Consider the following 19,508-nt stretch of genomic DNA (forward strand, 5'->3'; position numbering starts at 1 on the left):
TCACTCCTCCTTCGGCTTCAGACGCGCCTTCTCGCTCGGCAGCAGGCGGCGCCGCGACGCAGCATACAGCGTCCGGGGCTGCGGCTTCGGCGCGGGCTGACCGTTCGGCGAGACCGCCGGCGCGCTCGCGGGCGCGCTCGACTCGCCCGTCCGCTCCATCCCGTCGCTGCGGACGCCATCGCTCGCGCCCACGCCCTCCGACCCGCCGCCTCCGCCTCGCCTGCGACGACGACGACGACGCTTCTTCTTCAGCCCGGACTCACCCTGTGCCGCGCCGTCATCCGGCGGCCCATCGCCCGAAGCCTCCCCCGCTTCCGGGGCGTGGGAACCCTCCTCGGCCTCGCGCGCCGGCGCCCCCTCGGGCGTTCCCTCCGCACCGGAAGGCTCGCCGCTGCTCTCGCCCGCGCCCTTGCGGCGGCGGCGCCGACGGCGACGCTTCTTCTTCCCCCCACCATCACCGCCTTCGGCCGGCGCGCTCTCGCCCGCGCTCGCAGCGGCGTCATCGCACACGCCGCCCTCGACCGGAGCGGCGGTCGAGGGCGCCTCCGCGCCTTCCGCGGGCGCGCTTCCTGTCCCCTCCCCCGCACCCTTGCGACGGCGGCGACGGCGGCGACGCTTCTTCTTCCCCCCACCCTCGCCCGCGCCCTCGTCGCCCTCCTCCGGCCCGTCCATCTCGATCGGGTGCGGCGTCGGCTCCGGCTCGACGGACTGTTCCTCCTCCGCCGCCTCCGCCTCGGGGGGGGGCGCTTCGCCTGGATCGAGCGCCCACGCCTCGTCACCTGGCGCGTCCTCCCACGGCTTCAACTCCGACTCCGGCGCCTTCGGCGCGGGCAGGCGCGACACGTCGATGTCCGCCCCCGACGCGTCGTAGGCGTACAGCGAGAAACGGTCCACCGGCAGCGTCTCGCTCACCCGAACGTCCGCGTGCTTGCCGCTCCGACGCTCCACCCGCGACAGGCTCCGACGCTTGTTCGAGAGCAGCTCGCCCGCCACACGCGGGCTGACGACGAGTTCCACCCGCGCCACCTGGTCGTGCTCCAGCAGCGCGGCCAGTTCACGCAGCGCATCCGACGCCACCGACGACGGGCGCTGCACCAGCCCCCGGCCGTGGCAGGTCGGGCACTCGTGGAAGTGCACGCTCTCGTGGCTCCCGCGCATGCGCTGGCGCGTCATCTCGAGGATGCCGAAGCCCGAGATGGGCAGGATCGTGCTCTTCGCCCGGTCGCGTTTCAGCCGCTCGCGGTAGCGCTGCTCGATCGCCTTGCGGTGCTTCGACGCGCGCATGTCGATCAGGTCGTTGATGATGATCCCCCCCAGGTCGCGCAGCCGGATCTGCCGGCAGATCTCGTCCGCCGCCTCCAGGTTCGTCCGGTAGGCGTTCGTCTCCGCGTCGCGCGCCGAGCGGCTCTTTCCGCTGTTCACGTCGATCGCCACCACCGCCTCCGTCTCGTCGATCACGAGCCGCCCTCCCGAGGGCAGCGGCACCTCGCGCGCGTGCATGTTCGATATCTGCGGCTCTACCCCGAACGCGTGGAAGAGCGGTCTCCGGCCGGTGTAGTGCAGCAGTTTCACGCTCGAACGCGGCGCGACGATCTTCATGAACCGGCTCGCGCGCTTCAGCGCGCCCTCATCGTCGATCACGATCTCGCTCACGTCGTTCGTCACGAAGTCGCGCAGGGCGCGCACCAGCAGGTCGCTCTCCGAGTACAGCAGCCGCGGCTTCTTCCCCTGCTTCAGCCGCTGCTCCATGTCCTTCCACAGCCGCAGCAGGTAGGCCAGGTCTCGCTTCAGTTCCGCCTTCGTCCGCTCGAAGCCCGCCGTACGAAGGATGAACCCGAACCCCTCCGGCAGTTCCAGCTGGTCGAGAATCTCGCGCATCTTCGCGCGCTGCTCCTCGTCCTCGACCTTCCGCGACACCCCCACCTTGTCCATCAGCGGCATCATCACCAGGTACCGCCCGGGGATCGACAGGTAACTCGTCAGCGTCGGGCCTTTCGTCCCCACGCCCTCCTTCAGCACCTGCACGATCACTTCCTGCCCGCGCTTCAGGCACTCCTGAAGGGGGGGGCGTTCGCGCCGCGGCGTCTTCTTCCCCACCTGCTCCGTCGCGTCCTCCTCGCCCGGGAAGTACCGCGGGTGCAGGTCCGAGACGTGCAGAAAGCCGTTCTCTTCCACGCCGAAGTCCACGAACGCCGCCTGGATCCCGGCCTCGACGTTCGTCACCTTCCCGACGTAGATGTTGTTCACCCTGCTCACGGCGTCCACGCGCTCGGCGTGGAACTCCTCGAGCTTCCCGTCCTCCACGATCGCCACGCGGCATTCCTCGCCGGGGACGTAGTTGATCAGCATTCGTGTCGATGGCATCTTCTTCTGGCTCGCCGGCCTGACCGCCGCGCGCCGCCGTCCCCGAGGAGGACGATCGCCCGCCCGAAACACAACGGGCGGCCGGTCGGAACCCGCGCGCCGCGCCCGCACGGAGCGCACGCCGCAAGTCCCGTTGTCCCGGCCGGTGGCGTGCGGGCGCGTGCCCTCGCGCCGGCCGGGGCGCCGACCCGGATCGGCCGGCGGCGTCACGCCGCGAGCCTGCCGGGGGCTTCGTCTGTCGGGCACGACGCCGGGCGGCGTCACGCCTCTTCGTCTTCACCCTTCGGCTTCGGGAGCGCTCGCCGCTTCGGGCTTCGCCTACCCCCCCCCGGCGGAACGACCGCCGGAGGCCTCCGGGACAATCTTGCGGACGTGCTCCCGCACGTATGCGGAAACCTCGACGTCCGAATCGAACGTCAGCGCCTTTCGCGCCACACGCTCGCACTCCTGCATCGTGACCGATCGCACAAGCCGCTTGACCTGCGGGATCGCGCCGCTCGTCACCGAAAGGGTACGCAGCCCGAGTCCGAGCAGCAACATCGCGTAGGCCTGCTCCCCTGCCGCCTCACCGCAGCACGACACCGGGATGCCCGCCTTCCGGGCCGCCCGCGCCACCTGGCGGATCAGCATCACCACCGCCGGGTGCCAAGGCTGGTACAGCCCAGCCACCCGCTCATTGGTTCGATCGACCGCCAGCGTGTACTGCACGAGGTCATTCGTCCCGATTGAGAAAAAATCCACTTCCCGTGCGAAAATGCCCGCCTGCAACGCCGCCGAGGGCAACTCCACCATCATCCCCACCGGCACCGAACGGTCGAAGGCCACCCCCTCTTCCGCCAGATCCTCCATCACGTCGCGCAAAATCAGCCGCGCGTGCCGCAACTCCCCGATCGACGTGATGAGCGGAAACATGATCTTCACCGGACCCAGCGCGCTCGCCCGCAGGATCGCCCGCAACTGACGCTTGAAGATCGCCCGCTCCGCCAGGCAGTACCGGATCGACCGAAGCCCCAGCGCGGGGTTCCGCTCCGGTACCGCGGCACGCGCCTGCGTGTACTTGTCCGCACCCAAATCGATCGTCCGGATCGTCAGCGGCCGCCCGTCGAGCAGCCCGATCGCCGTCCGGTACGCCTCGAAGTGATCCTCCTCGCTCGGTTCCCGGTTCGCCGCCAGGAACAGGAACTCCGTCCGGTACAGCCCCACCCCCGTCCCGCCGTGAGACAGCACCGCCGACACTTCCTCCGGGAACTCGATGTTCCCGAGCAACTCCACCGGCGTGCCGTCGCGCGTCACGGCGGGCTGGTCCGCCAGTTCCGCCAGCGACAGCTCCGCCAGCCGGTGCTGCTCCGCGTAGCCCGCGTACTTGCCCAGTTGCTCATTGTCAGGGTCCAGGATCACCACGCCGCGATCTCCGTCCAGCACCACGCGCTCTCCGTCCGAGGCGAGCGACGTCACGTTGTGGCACCCCACCACCGCGGGCAGCCCCAGCCCGTTGGCCACGATCGCCGTGTGGCTCGTCCGCCCGCCCGCGTCCGTGGCGAACCCCACCACCGTGCGCCGGTTGAACGACGCCGTTTGCGAGGGCGTCAGGTCGCGCGCGATCACCACGGTCGGCTCGGTGATCTCGTCCAGCCGCGAACGCCGCTGCCCGACCAGGCACGTGAGCAGGCGATTCGCCAGGTCGCGGATGTCGTCCGCCTTCGTCGTGAAGGCCGAGTCCGTCTTCCTTCGGAACTGCGCCGCCAGATCATCGAAGACCGTCGTGACGGCGTGCTCCGCGTTCACGCGCTCCGACGCGATCTTCGCCCGGATCGGGTCGATCAGGCTCCGATCGCGCAGCATCCCCTTGTGGAACAGGAAGACCTTTGCGGCCTCCGACCCCATCTCTCGCTCCGCCTCGGCATGCACGCGGTCGAGGTCCGCGACCGCGTCCGCCAGCGCCCGATCGAACCGCGCCTGCTCCGCCTCGACGGCCTCCGGCGCGAGCGACCGGCGCGGCACCCACACCCGGTCGTCGCCCAGCACGAACGCTCGCGCGATCACAACGCCTGGGGAGACCGGAATGCCCTGGATCACGTGCATGGAGTGAGGCCGCGAGGCAAGGACCACGATCGGCGTCGGCGGACCCGTTGTACGCCCCACGCACCCGCGGGGCCGCCGCGGCCGCATCCTATGCGAACCGCTCTCGATACTTCCCTCAAGCCCCGGCCCACTCCCGCCCGATCCCCTCGGTACGGCTTTTCCGCCCATGCTTGACTTCAACCCCTCGCACGGCTCTCATTCATCGCTGGTGCGGGCGGCGCCGCTCGGAGGGAAAGCCGCCCGCGGCCTGGGTCGGGGGCGTTCACCCCGCGGCCCGCGCCGGGACGAAGACAACCGGGTCTGGATGAAGACGCTGACCGGCATCCTTGAGTGGCCGCAGCGCTCGGAAGGTCGTGTCCGGCAGATGGCCGGCGCGACAATCGTCGAGAGCGCGGACGATCCTTTCGTTCCCGTCAACTTCGGGGACCAGTTGCCTCTGCGCTCGGGCCTCGAAGTCACCGTCGAGGTCGTGCACCGCAAGCCGCGGCGTCGCCGCCGGGGCCGGCCGGGCGCACCCCGCCAATCCCGTCCCGTCGTCGAACGCTTCCTCGCCATCGAGGGACTCGACCCCGAGCGCTACCGCGAGTGCAAGCCCTTCGACGAACTCACCTCCATCGACCCCCAGCCCCGCCTCACCCTCGAATACCCCGGTTGCCCGGCGGCATGTCGGCTCATCGACCTCTTCTGTCCCATCGGGCGCGGCCAGCGGGGCCTCATCGTCTCCCCCCCCAAGGCCGGCAAGACCACACTGCTCAAGAACATCGCCGAGTCCATCCTCCGCAACCATCCGGAGGTCTACGTCTTCCTCCTCCTCGTCGATGAGCGGCCCGAAGAAGTCACCGACTTCCGTCGGACCTTCCTCGGCCCCTCCATGCCCGCCCGACCCAACGGCCCGCCCGGCACGAACGGCGAACCGCGCCCCGCCGAGCCTGACCCGCGCCCCTGGGGCGACCGCGTCCGCCTCATCGCATCAAGCAATGACCACGACGTCGAGCGCCACGTGGAGGTCTGCATCACCTGCGTCGAACGCTGCAAGCGCATGGTCGAGGCCGGCAAGCACGTCGTCGTCATGCTCGACTCGCTCACACGCGTCGGCCGAGCCTTCAACCGCTCACGCAAGCACGCCAGCAGCGGCCGAACCATGACCGGCGGCATCGACAGCCGCGCCCTCGAAGTCCCCAAGCAAATCTTCGGCTCCGCACGCAACACCGAGGAGGCCGGCAGCCTCACCATGCTCGCCACCTGCCTCGTGGACACCGGCTCACAGGGCGACCAGGTCATCTTCGAAGAGTTCAAGGGCACCGGCAACATGGAGCTCATCCTCGACCGCAAGATCGCCGAGAAGCGGCTCTTCCCCGCCATCAACCTCGCCGCCAGCGGCACCAGAAAGGAGCACCTGCTCATGGACGAGCAGGAACTCGCCACCATCACCGCCCTTCGCCGCCGGCTCATGAGCATGCCCCCCCCGCAGCAGGTCGAACAACTCCTTGCCGCTCTCGAACGCTTCCCCACCAACGCCCAACTCGTCGGCTCCGCCCGCTGACGAACGCCCGCCGCGGCGCATGAAAACGCCCCCGCGCACGGCCGGGGGCGTCTCGCGGCGGGGCGCGCCGCGTGCGGGGCTTCTCGATCAGGCTCGCGTCACGGGCAGCCCGCCACGTACGCGTTCAGGAACGCGATGAAGTCCAGCGAGTTGATCGCCGTGTCGCCGTTGAAGTCGGCCCTCGGATCGCTCGCCGTGTAGGCGTTCAGGAAGGCGATGAAGTCGAGCGAGTTCACGATCGTGTCCCCGTTGAAGTCCGCGGGGCAGTCCATCCCGAGGATCGCCAGCACGGCGTTCACGTCCTCCTGGTTCACGCGCAGGTCGCCCGTCACGTCGCCCGAGAGGTCGAACCCGACGGCCTCGTTGATGTCTTCCCAGTCCGCCACGCCATCGGTCACGAACGGGTTGCCGATGAACTGGGCCTTGATGTAGTCCACGTCGTGCATGTCGATCACGCCGTCGTGCCCGATCGGCGCGAACCCGCGTGTGTGCTTCGCGCCCGGCCCGGACACGTCCGCCGCCGAGTCGCCGCTCATGTACGGCAGGCCGCCCGCGATCGTCGTCCCGAAGAAGTTGTTGCTGCCGGTGAGCGCCTGCCAGGCGTCATCGACCGCCTTGAAGCCCTTGGCGCGGTTGACTCTGCCCGTCGCCGGGTCGATCGCCAGGCCATCGGCCCAATAGCGGATGTCCGCCGCGTCAAAGTTCCCGTCGCCGTTGAAGTCGCCCAGGATCTCGATCACGGCCGGCGTTCCCGGCTGCCACGCCGGCCCCCCGTTGCGCGCCCGGTACGCCTTCATCATCTCCAGCGCGTCGTTGAGGTCTCGCTTCCCGTCGTTGTTGAAGTCGCCGCACACCTTGTTGCGCATGTTCAGCGAACTGCCGTAGGAAACAGGGTTGCCCGCCTGATCGACGTAGTTCCCCCCGCCGACCACGCCGTCGGAGTACGTCTCGCCCGTCTTGCGCGTGGGCGCAACGCCCGCCGTGGCGTAGTTGAAACTGTTGAACGGCGGCGTGCCCAGCACGTTGCCGGACTCGTTCAGGATGAAGTCGTACAACGCCGGGTTGAAGTCCGGGTTCGGAACCAGCGGCACGCAGGACGCATCCGACGGCGGCGGGTTTTGCGGCACGTTGAGCGACGCGGCCACCAGCACGTAGTTCAGCGCCATGTACTCGCCCGGCGTGAACAGGTTCTCATCGGCGCTGGGAACCTCCGAGAACGCCTGGATCGACCGCGTGATGTTGTTCACGTACGCGGCGGCCTGCGGGTTCCGCATCGCCGGGTTGAGCGCATGCTCGGGCGGGCGCGCCTCGACGGCGTCACGCACGCCGTTCCCGTTCATGTCCACGAACGGCTCGCCCACGTCGTACTGGCAGTTGCCCTCGCCCGCGTCGTTCGTCCCGGAGATGCCGTCCAAACCCCAGTCCAGGTACGGCTCGAACATCCCGTACCCGCCGAGTTCCGCCGGAGCGCTCAGCGGGTCGCCCAGCGTCGCGATCACCGCCGGCCCCTGGATGTTGTACCCGTTGATCCCCGCGTCCAGCACGTTGACGAGGTTCGGACGCGCCGCGACCACGCCGCCCTTCAGGTCGGAAATCACCGCGAGGTAGTCTGCGCGCCCGCCCGTCAGCCAACCCGCGGACGCCCCGCGCTCCGCGCCGGTGTGCCCGATCCCGAGACGATGGTTGATGACCGTGCCCTCGACCCGGCTCGAACCGCCCTTGTTCGAGGGCTGGAAGTCCGGCCCGAGCCGGTCGTTCGCCGTGCTCACCGTCCGCGCTCCGATGTTCTCGCCCACGCACCACGACGGGTCGAGGCAGATGCCGTTCGCCCACGCGTTGCGCGTCCCCGATCCCACGTCGCGCGTCACGGCCATCAGGTTCTCACCCGTGGACAGCCGTCCCGTCGCGAACAGGAACCGCAGGTCCGACATGTGCATCTCGTCCCGGCCCACGCCGTAGTTCACCATCGCACCGACCGGCGCGTTCGCGATCAGCGTGTCGAAGGCCGTGTACTCGTCCGGGTTGCCGTAGTTGACGTTGATCGGACCGTTGAACCCGAACAGCGACGGGAGGCGACTGTCCTCCGTCTCCACCTCGGTCCCGTCCTTGTTCACGATCGGCGCGGGGTTGTCACCGTAGCCGGGCGCGCCGGGCACGCGATTGAACTTCGGCGAGCCGGTCTCCTGCCGCACCGACCACCCGATCGGCACGTCGATGGCCGCGAAATCCACCAGGATGCCGCCCACGCTCGGGTCCGTGCTCGTCGTCACGCGGAAGGTGCCGTCCATCAGCGAGCGCACCGGCGTGCCGCCCGGGTTCGCGGCGTTGTAGAACCCCTGCGGGATGCCCGCCGACACGAACACGTCCCGGTTCCACAGCGACTCATCCGAGAACGCCGAGGTGTAGGTGTTCGCCCCGGCGTCGAGGTCCGGCATCGTCAGGTACGTGAAGCCCCAGTCCCGCAACTCTGCGAACCCGTTCACCGATCCGACCACGCGGTACGTCACCTGCCAGTGCTGGTCCGGCCGCCACGGGAAACTGCTATCGAACGGCGCCAGCTGGTCGCCGTCGATCGCCAGCAGGCAGTCCCCGTCGACGTCGATGAAGTCGTTGGTCGACGCCGGGCGCTTGAACACGAACTGCAGCAGCGTGGCGCCAGTGCCGTTGACCATGTACGGCTGCGCCGCGGCGATCGAGGCCGCGCCACCGACGAGGCCGAGCGCGACGAACGTGAGCAGATTCTTCCTGGACATGGATGATCCTCTCTCTGTACGGGGTGTGGGCGTAACGATCGCGCACCGCCGCGCGGCGGCCGCTCATCGGGTCAGGCTTTTCCGTCCTTCCGGCTCTCCGGCCCCCGCCGGTCTCCACCCGGCGGGGGCCATCACAACGACGACCTCTCTCGTTCCTCTCTCCCGTCCTCCGTCAATCCCACTTGTTGAACTTCAGGTCCACGCGGTTGTTCCCGGTGATCGAGTAGAACCTGTCCCCCCACAGCCGGTCCTTGATCGTGTCCTGCACGGTCAGCGACTCGACGTGCGCGTCCACGAACACGAAGTTCACCTTCTCGCTGAAGTGGTGCCGACCCACCGCGTTCAGCGTGCTCAGCGGGTTGTCGATCATGTTCGGCCCGAGCTTCTTCGTCGGCAGGATCGAGTCCTTGTCCGGGTACACGAACCGCGGCACCCCGCCCGAGTTCGGCTCGTTGTAGACGTCGCTCCCCGACGATCGACCGATGAACGGCGTCACCGAGCGATGGCTCTTGATCCGCCCGTCAAAGTGGCTGGCCAGCGACGTCCAACGATCCCTGTTGTCGTAGAACTCCGTCGCCAGGATCGTCTTCGAAGCGCCCTGCTGCGCCCCGTCGATCCACGCCACACGAGCCAGCTGGTTCTTCCGCAGCGTCCCCGGCCAGAACTTGTTGCGAGGGAACAGCGCCGCGTTCCCCGTGATCGCCACCCGCGCCGCCTGTCGGTCGCGCGGCGTCTGCGCCCCGGGGCCGTTGCCGAGGTCATTCTGCTGACCCGGCTCCCAGTCATCGGTGTTCGATCCGGGGTTCGTCCGCGGCGCGCCGCGGCTCGTCATCGTCGGGCACTCGAACGCGCCCTCCGGCACGTTCGCACCCCCGTCCGTCCCGCCGAACAGCGCCCACGACCAGTGGATGTACCCGTTCGCCGGGATCGGGTTGGTTTCCTGCTGCTGCTCCACCTTCCACTCCCCCGAGTACTCATCCGACCCGTAGACGTAGGCCGCGGGGAAGTAGTCGTGACTCGCGGTGTAGAACGCCACTCCCTGCGCGACGGTGCGCTGGTTGCTCGCGCACATCGCCATCTGCCCCGCCTGCCGCGCCTTGCCCAGCGCGGGGAGCAGGATCCCGATCAGCAGCGCGATGATCGCGATCACCACGAGCAACTCGATCAGCGTGAACCCCCGACGATCCGTGCGCGTTCCCATGAGCGTGTGCCTCCGGCCCGTGTGTGTTCCAGACTGCGCGCCCCACGACGCGTTCAGGGCAGAACACTACCTCGCCATGCGTCACGCTCGGGTCAGCGTCGCGCTCAGATTGCGACAAGCCTCCGGTCCGCCGTGTTCAGAAACGATGAACGAGCGCGCTCCGCGGCGCAAGCGATCGGTCAAGGGCTTTGCGCGCGGGACGCTCTCGCCCTGCGTACGCTCATGCCGTGCCACCTTCTCGCGCGATCGTCGGCTGCATGACGGGCACCAGCCTCGACGGTCTCGACGCCGCGCTGGTGCGCGTCGAGGGACGCGGGCTGGGGATTCGCGCCTGTGTCGAGCGGACAGCCGGGCGGCCGCTGGGCGATCTGGGCACGCGCCTGCGGTCGCTGGCTTCGGGGCGCGCACACACCGCGGGCGAGATCGCCGCGATGGCGCGCGACCTGGCGCTGCTTCACGCGGATGCGGTGAGAGACGCGTCGCGCGGCGCGGTGATCGACCTTGTGGCCGCGCACGGGCAGACGGTGTTCCACGCGCCGCCGCTGAGCTGGCAGCTGATGAACGGGGCCGTGCTCGCCAGCGAGGTGGGCGTGCCCGTCGTGTTCGACCTGAGGGCCGCGGACCTGGCGGCGGGCGGGCAGGGCGCGCCGATCACGCCGATCGCGGACGCGATCCTCTTCGGCGACCCCGGCGAGCGGCGCACGATCGTGAACCTCGGCGGCTTCTGCAACGTGACGCGCCTGCCTCGCGTCGAGTCGGCGTCCGATTCGCTCGACACGATCGAGGCGGCGGACGTGTGCGCGTGCAACCATCTGCTCGACGCGGCTGCTCGCGCGGCTCTGCACGCTCCGTTCGATGCCGAAGGCGCGGCCGCCTCGCGGGGCCGCCCACTACCGCGCGTCGTTGACGCTTTGTCCTCCCGCCTCGAAGCGCAGCGGACGAGCGGACGCTCGCTCGGCACGGGGGACGAGTCCGCCGCTCTGGTCGCCGATCTCGGCGCGGGCGTCGCGCCGAACGACCTGTGCCGGTCGGTCTGCGAGGCAATCGCGGTCGCCGTTGCGCGGGCTGTCGGGGAGTGCGATCGCGTGCTGCTCGCGGGCGGCGGTGCGCACAACCGCGCTCTCGTCGAGACAATCGGCGCGCGCTGCGCCGCTCCGGCCGAGACGACCTCCGCGCACGGCGTCTGCGTCGGCGATCGCGAGGCCGTCGCGATGGCTGTCCTCGGCGCGCTCTGCGACGATCGCGTTCCGATCACGCTGCCGCGCGTCACCGGCTGCACGCGACCGGCGCCTGTCGCCGGCTGCTGGGCGAAACCATGAGCAACTCTCTCCCCGACCGCTCGCACCTTCTGACCGAACAGCGCAACCCGCGCAGCGCGTCACTCCATCGCATGAGCATCGCGGAGTGTGTCCGCCTGATCAACGAGGAGGACGCCCGCGTGATCGACGCCCTGCGCCAGGCCGCCCCATCGCTCACGGCTCTCATCGAGACGGCCGAGCCGGGCTTCTCGGCGGGCGGACGGCTGGTCTACGTCGGAGCGGGCACGTCCGGTCGGCTCGGGGTGCTGGATGCGGCCGAGGCCATGCCGACGTTCCAGGTTGAATCGGGGCGTGTCGTGGGCATCATCGCGGGCGGTGCGCCCGCGCTCACTCGCTCGAGCGAATCGAAGGAGGACGAACACGACGGCGCGCACACCGATCTCGACGCCCTGCGGCTCACGCGACGCGACACGATCATCGGCATCGCGGCCGGAGGGACCACGCCCTTCGTCCTCGGCGCGATCGAGCGTGCCGCGTCGCTGCCCGATCGCCCGGTAACCGCGCTCATCGTCTGCGCGGAGATCGAGACTCCTGCGGGAGTGGACCATCTCATCGTGCTCCGCACCGGACCCGAGGTGCTGACCGGTTCGACGCGGATGAAGGCGGGAACCGCCACGAAACTCGCCTTGAACACGATCTCCACCACGCTGATGGTGCGGGCCGGGCGCGTCTACGAGAACCTGATGGTCGACGTGCGCGCGACGAACGACAAGCTCCGCGACCGGGCGGCACGCATCGTCGCCACGCTCACGGGACTCGGCCGCGATGACGCGCTCTCGCTCCTCGCCCGCGCCGACGGCGCGGTGAAGACGGCGGTCGTCATGCACAGGCTCGGCGTCGCGCGGGAATCGGCCGAGGAACGCCTCCGCGCGTGCGGAGGTCGGCTCGGCGAAGCGCTCGGCGAAGCGTGAGTAAACCAGTGATGGTCTGACGATCACATCGGAGCCGATCGTGACACAGACCTCTTCGCGCTCCTCCGCGTCCACCGCGTTCCTGCTCGCTGCCGGCTCCCACGCGCGGCCACTACACTCTGGCCGTGCCCGCCGCGAAACAACCCTGGACGAGCGAGCAGGCCCGTGCCGCGGCCGTGGGCATCGTCCGCGTCCTCCGCGAGGCGGGGCACGAGGCCTACCTGGCCGGCGGGTGTGTGCGCGATGAACTCCTCGGGCTTGAACCCACCGACTACGACGTGGCCACCGACGCACGCCCGGAGAGCATCCGCTCGCTCTTCCGCCGCACCAACGAGGTCGGCGCGAGTTTCGGCGTCGTGCTGGTGAAGGAGCGCAATGTAGCGGTCGAGGTCGCCACGTTCCGCGCCGACGGGCCGTATTCCGACCGACGCCGCCCGGACCACGTCGAGTTCGCCGACGCGACGGCCGACGCACGCCGGCGCGACTTCACCATCAACGCCCTCTTCCTCGACCCCTTCGCCGAGGGCGGCACGCCCGGGGCACGCGGTCGAGTCATCGACCTCGTCGGCGGCGTCGCGGACCTCGAGCGCAAGGTCATCCGGGCGGTGGGCGATCCGGCCCAGCGTCTGGCCGAGGACCACCTGCGGGCCTTGCGTGCCGTCCGTTTCGCGGCGAGGCTCGGGTTTGAGATCGAGGCGGGAACGGCGAGGGCAATCCGCGAACACGCTGCCGCGCTCGGCGGCGTGAGCCGGGAGCGCATCGGCGACGAGATTCGGAGCATGATGGATCGGCCCTCGCGCACCCGGGCCGTGCTGTTGCTCCAGTCTCTCGCCCTCGACGGACCGGTTCTGGATGCCCCCCACCGTCATGCCGAGCCGACGGTTCTCGCCCGACTCGGACCCGAGACCGGGCTCGCGGCGTGTCTCGGTGCCTGGGCGATCGACCGGGGAGACATCGCAAGCGAAGCCCAACTCCCCGCCTTGGTCCGTTCACGCCGAAGGGCGCTCTGCCTGAGCAACGAGGAGCGCGACGAACTCCGCGCCGTGCTGGGGGGGGCGGTCGGGCTGCCCGGGAGTTGGTCGGGTCTCGGCGTGGCGGCCCGAAAACGACTGGCTTCCACCCGGTACTTTGCCCAAACTCTCGCCCTGTTGACCGCGTACAGGCCTGAGGTGGGGGCGGAAGTGGCCAGATGTGTCCATGCGCTCACCGCAACGCCTTCGGGGCTATCGCCGGAGCCGATCATCACCGGGGACGACCTGACGGCTTCGGGGTTGACGCCAGGGCCTCAGTTCGCGACCCTCCTCTCGGCGGTCTACGACGCCCAGCTGGAGGACAGAATCCGAACCCGAGACGAGGCTTTGGCTCTTGCGCTGGAACTTGCGGCCCGGACGAGGGTCTAATATCTGTGCGGGGTCGCATCTCAGGGGGTGTCCGAGCGGTGTGCAACGGGCCCGACTCCGAACGAACGGGCTGAAAGGGCAAGCAGACATATGGGCAGTGCGCGCGCGCGTGGATGGGTCGTGTCGGTGCTGAGCGTGGTGGTCGCGGCCGCCGCGGTCCTGACGCCGATCCCTGCGAAGGAAGCAACCGCAGGGGTGCTTCAGGACGGCACGGCGGCCCGCGCCAGGGACGTGATCATCTTCAAGGACGGACGCATCGTCGAAGGTCGGGTTCTCGAAGAGACCGCGACGGAGATCCGCTTCGAGGTGAAGGTCGGCAGCATCGCCGCGCCGACGGTCTATCGCAAGGCCGACATCCTCGAAGTGCAGCGCGGCGTAGCGACGACGGACGCTCCTCAGACACCCGCCCCGAACGTGCGCGACGAGCGGCGCGACGCCAGCCCGCGCGTGACGGGAGACCCCGGCGCGCCTGGCGTGTACGTGATGGAGATGACCGGCCGTTTCGGGCGCGACATCTCGGTCACGCCGATCCGCAACGTGCTCGAGGACGCGCGGCAGCACAAGCCGGACGTGCTCATCGTCGTGATCGACAACGCCTGGACGTTCGGCGACGGGAGCGACGCGCCCGACGACGCCGCCGCGTTCGGCCAGATCTTCCTCGCCGAGGACATCGAGCCGATCTTCACGCAGGAGATCCCGCAGAAATGGGGCTACATGCCCCGCATTGTCATCTGGGTGAAGAAGGCCATGGGCGGGGCGTGCTTCCTGCCGTTCAACTTCCCCGAGATCTACTTCCATCCCGACGGCAAGATGGGCGGCATCGGAAACCTCATCTACCAGTACGGCACGACGGGCGACGAGATGGTCCGCGAGAAGCTGTTCTCGGCGGGCATGGGTCACGCCCGCGGCATGGCCAACCACGGCGGGTACGACCCGCGCATCGTCACCGCCATGGCCAGGACCGACTACGTCCTCTCCTACCGCATGGTCGGCGGTCGGGCCGAACTGCTCGAACGACTCCCCGAAGGCCCCAACGAGTTCCTCCTGACCAACGATGGCACCAAGGACGAGTTCAAGGACACCATCCAGGCGCTCGCTCGAGGCGAGGGCAAGAACACCCTCACCTTGACCCCCCAGATCGCGCGCGACCTGGGCGTCTCGAAGGGCACCGTCAGCAACCTTGACGAGCTGCTGTTCGAGCTGCAGATGCACCGCCGGCACAACATGATCGAGGGGCGCGCCAAGCAGATCTGGGAGCGCTGGGGGAAGGACATCACCGAGGGCGAGCGCGAGATCCGTCGGCTCATGGAGGAGTTCGGGCGCATCCAGGTGCAGGGCGACTACAACCAGCGTTCCGCCGCGCGGGCGCAGCAGATCCGCACCCTCCAGCGCATCCAGCAGGTGCTCAAGCGGTTCGAGGAAGTCGCGAAACTGGGCCTGATGCGGCTCGACAACGTGCCGTCGCCTCAGCAGATCGACGTGATGATCGAGCAGATCCGGCAGGAACAGATGAAGGACAAGCGGTGATCCGCCCGGCGGGTTGGTCCTGAAGATCGAGATGATGATGAGGAACACCATGAATCGCATCCGCAGGTCTGTGTGTGGCCCGATCGTCGCGGCGGCGTTGCTCGCGTCCGCGTGGCTGGGCTTCGGCCCGCTCCCCGCCGCCGACGCCGCCGACCGCGTCGTTCTCAAGGACGGCCGCGTCTTCGAGGGCGAGATCATCCGCGAAGCCGCGGGCGCGGTCTGGATCAAGGTCACGATCGCGGGGATCGAGCGCACCGAGTTCTTCGGCCCGGCGGACATCGCCAGCGTCGAACGCTCCCCCGAGGCCCCGGCGGTCGCGTCGATTGACCCTGTCCGCGCCCCGGACGGCTCGCCCAAGTCCAGCCCGCGCATGCCGGGCGTGAAGCGCGCCGCCGTGCTCACCCTCGAAGGCATGGTGGGCACCCAGTTCTCGCACAAGCCCCTGAAGGAAGCGATCCCCATGCTCGAAGAAGAGGGGGTCGACGTGGTGGTCTTCAAGATCAACTCGGGCGGGGGTCTCCTCTACGAACTCTCCTTCCTTCAGGACGTGATCCACGACGAGTACAAGCCGAAGTTCCACGTCGTGGCGTGGATCGAGTCGGCGATCTCTGCGGCGGCGATGACCGCCCACGTGATCGAGGAAATTTACTTCATGCCCCAGGGCAACTACGGCGCGTGCACGGGCTACTCGGGCGCACTCGTCGCCATGAAGGACCGCGGTCTCGAGGAAGTGCTCTACATGATGGAAAAGGTGTCCGCCAAGGGCCAGCACCACCCCGCCATCATGCGTTCGATGCAGATCGACGACCCGCTCTCGTGCACGATCAAGCCCAACGGCGATGTCGAGTGGTACAACACCGAGGAGGGCGACTTCCTCGTGAACCCGAAGGGCCGCATCCTGACCTTCGATGCCGGCCAGGCCGTCCGCTTCAAGTTCGCCAAGGGGCAGGCCGCGACGATCGAGGAGCTCGGGAAGCAGCTCGGGTACGCGGAACTCGAATGGGTGGGCGAGACGGTGCCCGGCGTGCCGTTCCCGGTCTCCAAGGCCGAGAAGCACCAGCGCGAGTGGCGCCGGAGCATGAGCGAGGCGGAGACCAACCTCCAGTCGAACTTCGCCAAGTACCAGATCTCGATCGCCAACGCCCGTTCCGCGCAGGACGACCGCGAGCGGGGCGCGTTCGTCGGCAAGGCAGCACGCGAACTGGCCATCATGGAGGCCGCGTTCAAGAAGCACCCGATTCTCGGCCTGTTCACCGGCATCGACGAGCAGTGGTTCGAGGACCAGAAGGAACTGTTGCGCCAGTTGCGACGCCGCTGACACAACCGACTCTCGGAACCAGACGAGGGGGAGGCCCCGGACGCGCGTCCGGGGCCTTTCTTGTGCGCGCCGCTATCATCCCGCCCCGCACGACCGACATGGAGGCAGACGCCGATGCAGACCGCTGTTCGCACCGATTTCGTTCCCGCCGACCTGGACGCGACGCGCTGGGAGAACGTGGAGCCGTACTTTCGAGCGTTGCTGGAGCGTCGGGTGGAGTCGGCGTCGGACCTGGAGCGGTGGCTGATCGACCGTGGTGAGCTCGAGGCGGCGTGCCGCGAGGCCGAGGCGAACCTCTACGTCACCATGACGTGCGACACCGAGAACCGCGAAGCCTCCGAGGCGTTCACGCGGTACATCGAGACCGTGCCGCCGAGGTTGAAGCCCGCGGCGTTCGAGCTCGACAAGCGGCAGGTCGAACTGCACTCGCGTTTCCCGCTGCCGACGGAGCGCTACGCGGTGATCGAGCGCGACGTGCGGGCGGAGGTGGAACTCTTCCGCGAGCAGAACGTGCCGATCCAGACGGAACTCGAGAAACTGAGCCAGCGTTACCAGCAGATCACCGGGGCGATGACCGTGGTGTTCGATGGCGAGGAGCGCACGCTGCCGCAGATGGGCCGGTACCAGGAGTCCACGGACCGCTCGGTGCGCGAGGCGGCATGGCGGGCCGTCGCCGAGCGGCGCCTGCGCGACCGCGACGCGATCGACGAGACCTACGACTCGATGATCGCCCTGCGCGACCGCATGGCGAAGAACGCCGGCTGCCCGACGTTCGTCGAGTACGCCTTCCGCTCGATGCGTCGCTTCGACTACACCCCGGAGGACTGCTTCGCGTTCCACCGGGCGTGCGAGGCGATCGTGGTGCCCTTTGCTCGCAGGCTGAACAAGGAGCGCCGCGCGTCGCTGGGCGTGGACCGCCTGCGTCCGTGGGATCTGGCGGTGGACGTGAAGGGGCGCGCGCCGCTGCGCCCGTTCGAGGGCGGGCGCGACCTGATGGCCAAGTCGGTGCGCACGTTCGAGCGGCTGGACCCGCGGCTGGCCGCCATGCTCGCCGAACTCGGCGACGGCTCGAACACGCGCGGCGCAGCCGGGGGCGCGTGCCTGGACCTCGACAGCCGGCGCGGCAAGGCGCCGGGCGGGTACCAGTACATGCGCGACCGCTCGCGCGTGCCGTTCATCTTCATGAACGCAGCGGGCCTGCACCGCGACGTCGAAACGATGGTGCACGAGGCCGGGCACGCCTTCCACTCGATGCTGACGCGACAGGAGCCGCTGCTGCACTACCGGCACTCGCCCATCGAGTTCGCCGAGGTGGCGAGCATGTCGATGGAACTGCTGACGATGCCCTACTGGGGGGGCGAGGCCCGCGCGTTCTACCCCGACGACGAGGACGCCGCCCGGGCGCGCCGGCAGCAGCTCGAAGGCTCCGTAGTGCTGCTGCCCTGGATCGCCACGATCGACGCCTTTCAGCACTGGGTCTACCGCCATCCGACCCACAGCCGCGAGCAGCGCCTCGCCCACTGGCTCGAACTCGACGATCGCTTCGGCCCGGCTGTCTCCTGGGACGGGCTTGAGGACGCGCAGCGCTGGACGTGGCAGCGGCAGCCGCACCTCTTCGGGCACGCGTTCTACTACATCGAGTACGGCATCGCGCAGCTCGGCGCACTGCAGTTGTGGCTCACGTCCGTGGAACAGGGCGAGCGGGCCGCCATCGACGCCTACACCCGCGCCCTGAGCCTCGGCGGCTCGCGCCCGCTCCCGGAACTCTTCCGCGCCGCGGGGCTGCGGTTCGACTTCGGCCCCGAGACGGTCAAGCGCATCGTCGAGCGCGTCGAGGCGGAACTCGAGAAACTCCCCGAATAGCGCCGCCCGGCGCGCAATTGCAATACGTTCGGGTGAGTCCCGTTCCGCGCTGTCGCTCCGCCTTCGGGCCGGGAGCGTCCCGGTCGCAACGCACACCTACGCAGCCAACAGGAGCCGGATCATGGCGCGTCTGATCGTTCGTTCTCGTTCGTTCCGTCCGCTCGCGCGTCTCGCGCTCGCGGCCTCGCTCGCTCTCGGCGTTCTCGCGCCGGGCGCACTCGCCGGTGTCGAGGTGGAGATCACCGGCGTCAGCGGGGGGGTGCAGGTGAAGAAGGCCGGCTCGGACGAGTGGACCGACCTCAAGGAAGGCGACAAGCTGGGCGAGGGCGACGTCGTGCGCCTCCCCGGCAGTTTCACGTGGGTCAAGTGGAAGCGCATCGACGACGGCGGCTGCGGCAACCAGGGCGAGGCCGGCACCGGCCTCTCGAAGGTGAAGGAACTCGAAGTCGGCAAGGACATCCGCTCCGCGGCGCCGCCCGCCGGGTACTTCCACATGGTCAACGACGGCGGGCAGGACGCCGGCTCGGCGGAGATCACCGAGACCGGCAACTGCCAGGGGGAGCAGCACTGCGGGATCAGTTCCGAGGTCGCCGTCGCCGCGCCCATGGACTTCACGCCCCAGGGCATGGAGACGCACTTCGTCGGCTCGTGGGAGCACACGCCGGAGGGCATCGTGACCACCTTCGCCAACGCGCCGTGGAGCCCGATCCCGGTCTTCTCGACGCCGCTCTACGGCCCGTTCCTCGACCAACTCATCCCCGTCTTCCCCGGTCAGGCCATCCACTGGTTCCAGGACGGCACCTTCGCCTTCGGCCCCTGGCAGAACCCATGCCGCGCCGACTTCAACGGCGACACCGTTGTCAACAGCCTCGACGTCCTCGCCTTCCTCAACGCCTACAACGCTCGCGACCCGCGCGCCGATTTCAACGGCGACGGCGTGATCAACTCCCTCGACGTGCTCGAGTTCCTCAACGCCTACAACGCCGGCTGCAACTGAGCCGCAATCGTCGCGGACCTTCACGATCGCGTCAGAGTCTTTCTCCGGGGCGGGGCCTTCCAGGCCCCGTTTCCTTTTTGCCCACACTCTCGCCTGTGCGCCGGACGCCGCGGAGTTGCGCTTGCTGTGCCGTCGCCGGTGCTGCGCCACGAACCCCGAGACCGCGTGAGCGAAGCCCTTCGCCGTCGCTGAACACCCGGTGCCGAAGGCAGCACGCCCCGGGCCGCTGA

At 69.1% G+C, this 19,508-nt stretch carries 11 protein-coding genes and 1 pseudogene; 9 read left to right on the forward strand and 3 right to left on the reverse strand.

The window, feature by feature from the left end:
- Entirely contained in the window at positions 1-2,364 is a 2,364-nt protein-coding gene (locus tag FBT69_10595; protein ID MDL1905240.1) for an Rne/Rng family ribonuclease, read from the reverse strand.
- A gap of 318 nt (positions 2,365-2,682) precedes the next feature.
- Complete coding sequence (ptsP, locus tag FBT69_10600) at positions 2,683-4,614, reverse strand: phosphoenolpyruvate--protein phosphotransferase (GenBank protein MDL1905241.1); 1,932 nt, start codon at positions 4,612-4,614, stop codon at positions 2,683-2,685.
- A 136-nt stretch (positions 4,615-4,750) separates the two neighbouring features.
- Here ptsP and FBT69_10605 point away from each other — a divergent pair, with 136 nt between their 5' ends.
- Together FBT69_10605 and FBT69_10610 are read left to right on the forward strand one after the other, a co-directional pair.
- Positions 4,751-5,989 (forward strand): transcription termination factor Rho, encoded by a 1,239-nt coding sequence (locus tag FBT69_10605; protein ID MDL1905242.1) that lies wholly within the window; start codon positions 4,751-4,753, stop codon positions 5,987-5,989.
- Between the two features lie 1,306 nt (positions 5,990-7,295).
- Positions 7,296-7,517: pseudogene (locus FBT69_10610) on the forward strand (hypothetical protein).
- A 1,397-nt stretch (positions 7,518-8,914) separates the two neighbouring features.
- On the opposite strand, the gene FBT69_10615 reads toward FBT69_10610, so the two are convergent.
- A complete protein-coding gene (locus FBT69_10615) occupies positions 8,915-9,943 on the reverse strand; it encodes a prepilin-type N-terminal cleavage/methylation domain-containing protein (GenBank protein ID MDL1905243.1) in 1,029 nt (342 codons plus the stop codon).
- 227 nt (positions 9,944-10,170) lie between these two features.
- Between FBT69_10615 and FBT69_10620 the strand changes: the two genes are divergently transcribed.
- The 7 genes from FBT69_10620 (at position 10,171) to FBT69_10650 (ending at position 19,278) form a co-directional block, all read left to right on the forward strand.
- Positions 10,171-11,262 (forward strand): hypothetical protein, encoded by a 1,092-nt coding sequence (locus tag FBT69_10620; protein ID MDL1905244.1) that lies wholly within the window; start codon positions 10,171-10,173, stop codon positions 11,260-11,262.
- Positions 11,259-12,173, forward strand: coding sequence for an N-acetylmuramic acid 6-phosphate etherase (gene murQ, locus FBT69_10625; protein MDL1905245.1), 915 nt, complete (start codon positions 11,259-11,261; stop codon positions 12,171-12,173). Before FBT69_10620 ends, murQ begins: the two co-directional genes overlap by 4 nt.
- Before the next feature lie 125 nt (positions 12,174-12,298).
- On the forward strand, positions 12,299-13,573 hold the full coding sequence (locus tag FBT69_10630) for a CCA tRNA nucleotidyltransferase (GenBank protein ID MDL1905246.1): 1,275 nt from the start codon (positions 12,299-12,301) through the stop codon (positions 13,571-13,573).
- Between the two features lie 90 nt (positions 13,574-13,663).
- Entirely contained in the window at positions 13,664-15,100 is a 1,437-nt protein-coding gene (locus tag FBT69_10635; protein ID MDL1905247.1) for a hypothetical protein, read from the forward strand.
- A 49-nt stretch (positions 15,101-15,149) separates the two neighbouring features.
- Positions 15,150-16,418: a hypothetical protein gene (locus FBT69_10640; GenBank protein ID MDL1905248.1), complete on the forward strand. Its 1,269-nt coding sequence runs from the start codon at positions 15,150-15,152 to the stop codon at positions 16,416-16,418.
- A gap of 114 nt (positions 16,419-16,532) precedes the next feature.
- On the forward strand, positions 16,533-18,281 hold the full coding sequence (locus tag FBT69_10645) for a M3 family oligoendopeptidase (protein MDL1905249.1): 1,749 nt from the start codon (positions 16,533-16,535) through the stop codon (positions 18,279-18,281).
- A 121-nt stretch (positions 18,282-18,402) separates the two neighbouring features.
- Positions 18,403-19,278, forward strand: coding sequence for a hypothetical protein (locus FBT69_10650; GenBank protein MDL1905250.1), 876 nt, complete (start codon positions 18,403-18,405; stop codon positions 19,276-19,278).
- Positions 19,279-19,508: the final 230 nt, after the last annotated feature.

It is taken from the genome of Synechococcales cyanobacterium CNB, assembly GCA_030263455.1.
GTDB lineage: Bacteria > Planctomycetota > Phycisphaerae > Phycisphaerales > UBA1924 > CAADGN01.

Coding starts and splice junctions, on each gene's coding strand:
- FBT69_10605 (MDL1905242.1), top strand. CDS start 4,751: ATGAAGACGCTGACCGGCATCCTTGAGTGGCCGCAGCGCTCGGAAGGT.
- murQ (MDL1905245.1), top strand. CDS start 11,259: ATGAGCAACTCTCTCCCCGACCGCTCGCACCTTCTGACCGAACAGCGC.
- FBT69_10645 (MDL1905249.1), top strand. CDS start 16,533: ATGCAGACCGCTGTTCGCACCGATTTCGTTCCCGCCGACCTGGACGCG.
- FBT69_10635 (MDL1905247.1), top strand. CDS start 13,664: ATGGGCAGTGCGCGCGCGCGTGGATGGGTCGTGTCGGTGCTGAGCGTG.
- FBT69_10615 (MDL1905243.1), bottom strand. CDS start 9,943: ATGGGAACGCGCACGGATCGTCGGGGGTTCACGCTGATCGAGTTGCTC.
- FBT69_10640 (MDL1905248.1), top strand. CDS start 15,150: ATGAATCGCATCCGCAGGTCTGTGTGTGGCCCGATCGTCGCGGCGGCG.
- ptsP (MDL1905241.1), bottom strand. CDS start 4,614: ATGGGCGGAAAAGCCGTACCGAGGGGATCGGGCGGGAGTGGGCCGGGG.
- FBT69_10650 (MDL1905250.1), top strand. CDS start 18,403: ATGGCGCGTCTGATCGTTCGTTCTCGTTCGTTCCGTCCGCTCGCGCGT.
- FBT69_10595 (MDL1905240.1), bottom strand. CDS start 2,364: ATGCCATCGACACGAATGCTGATCAACTACGTCCCCGGCGAGGAATGC.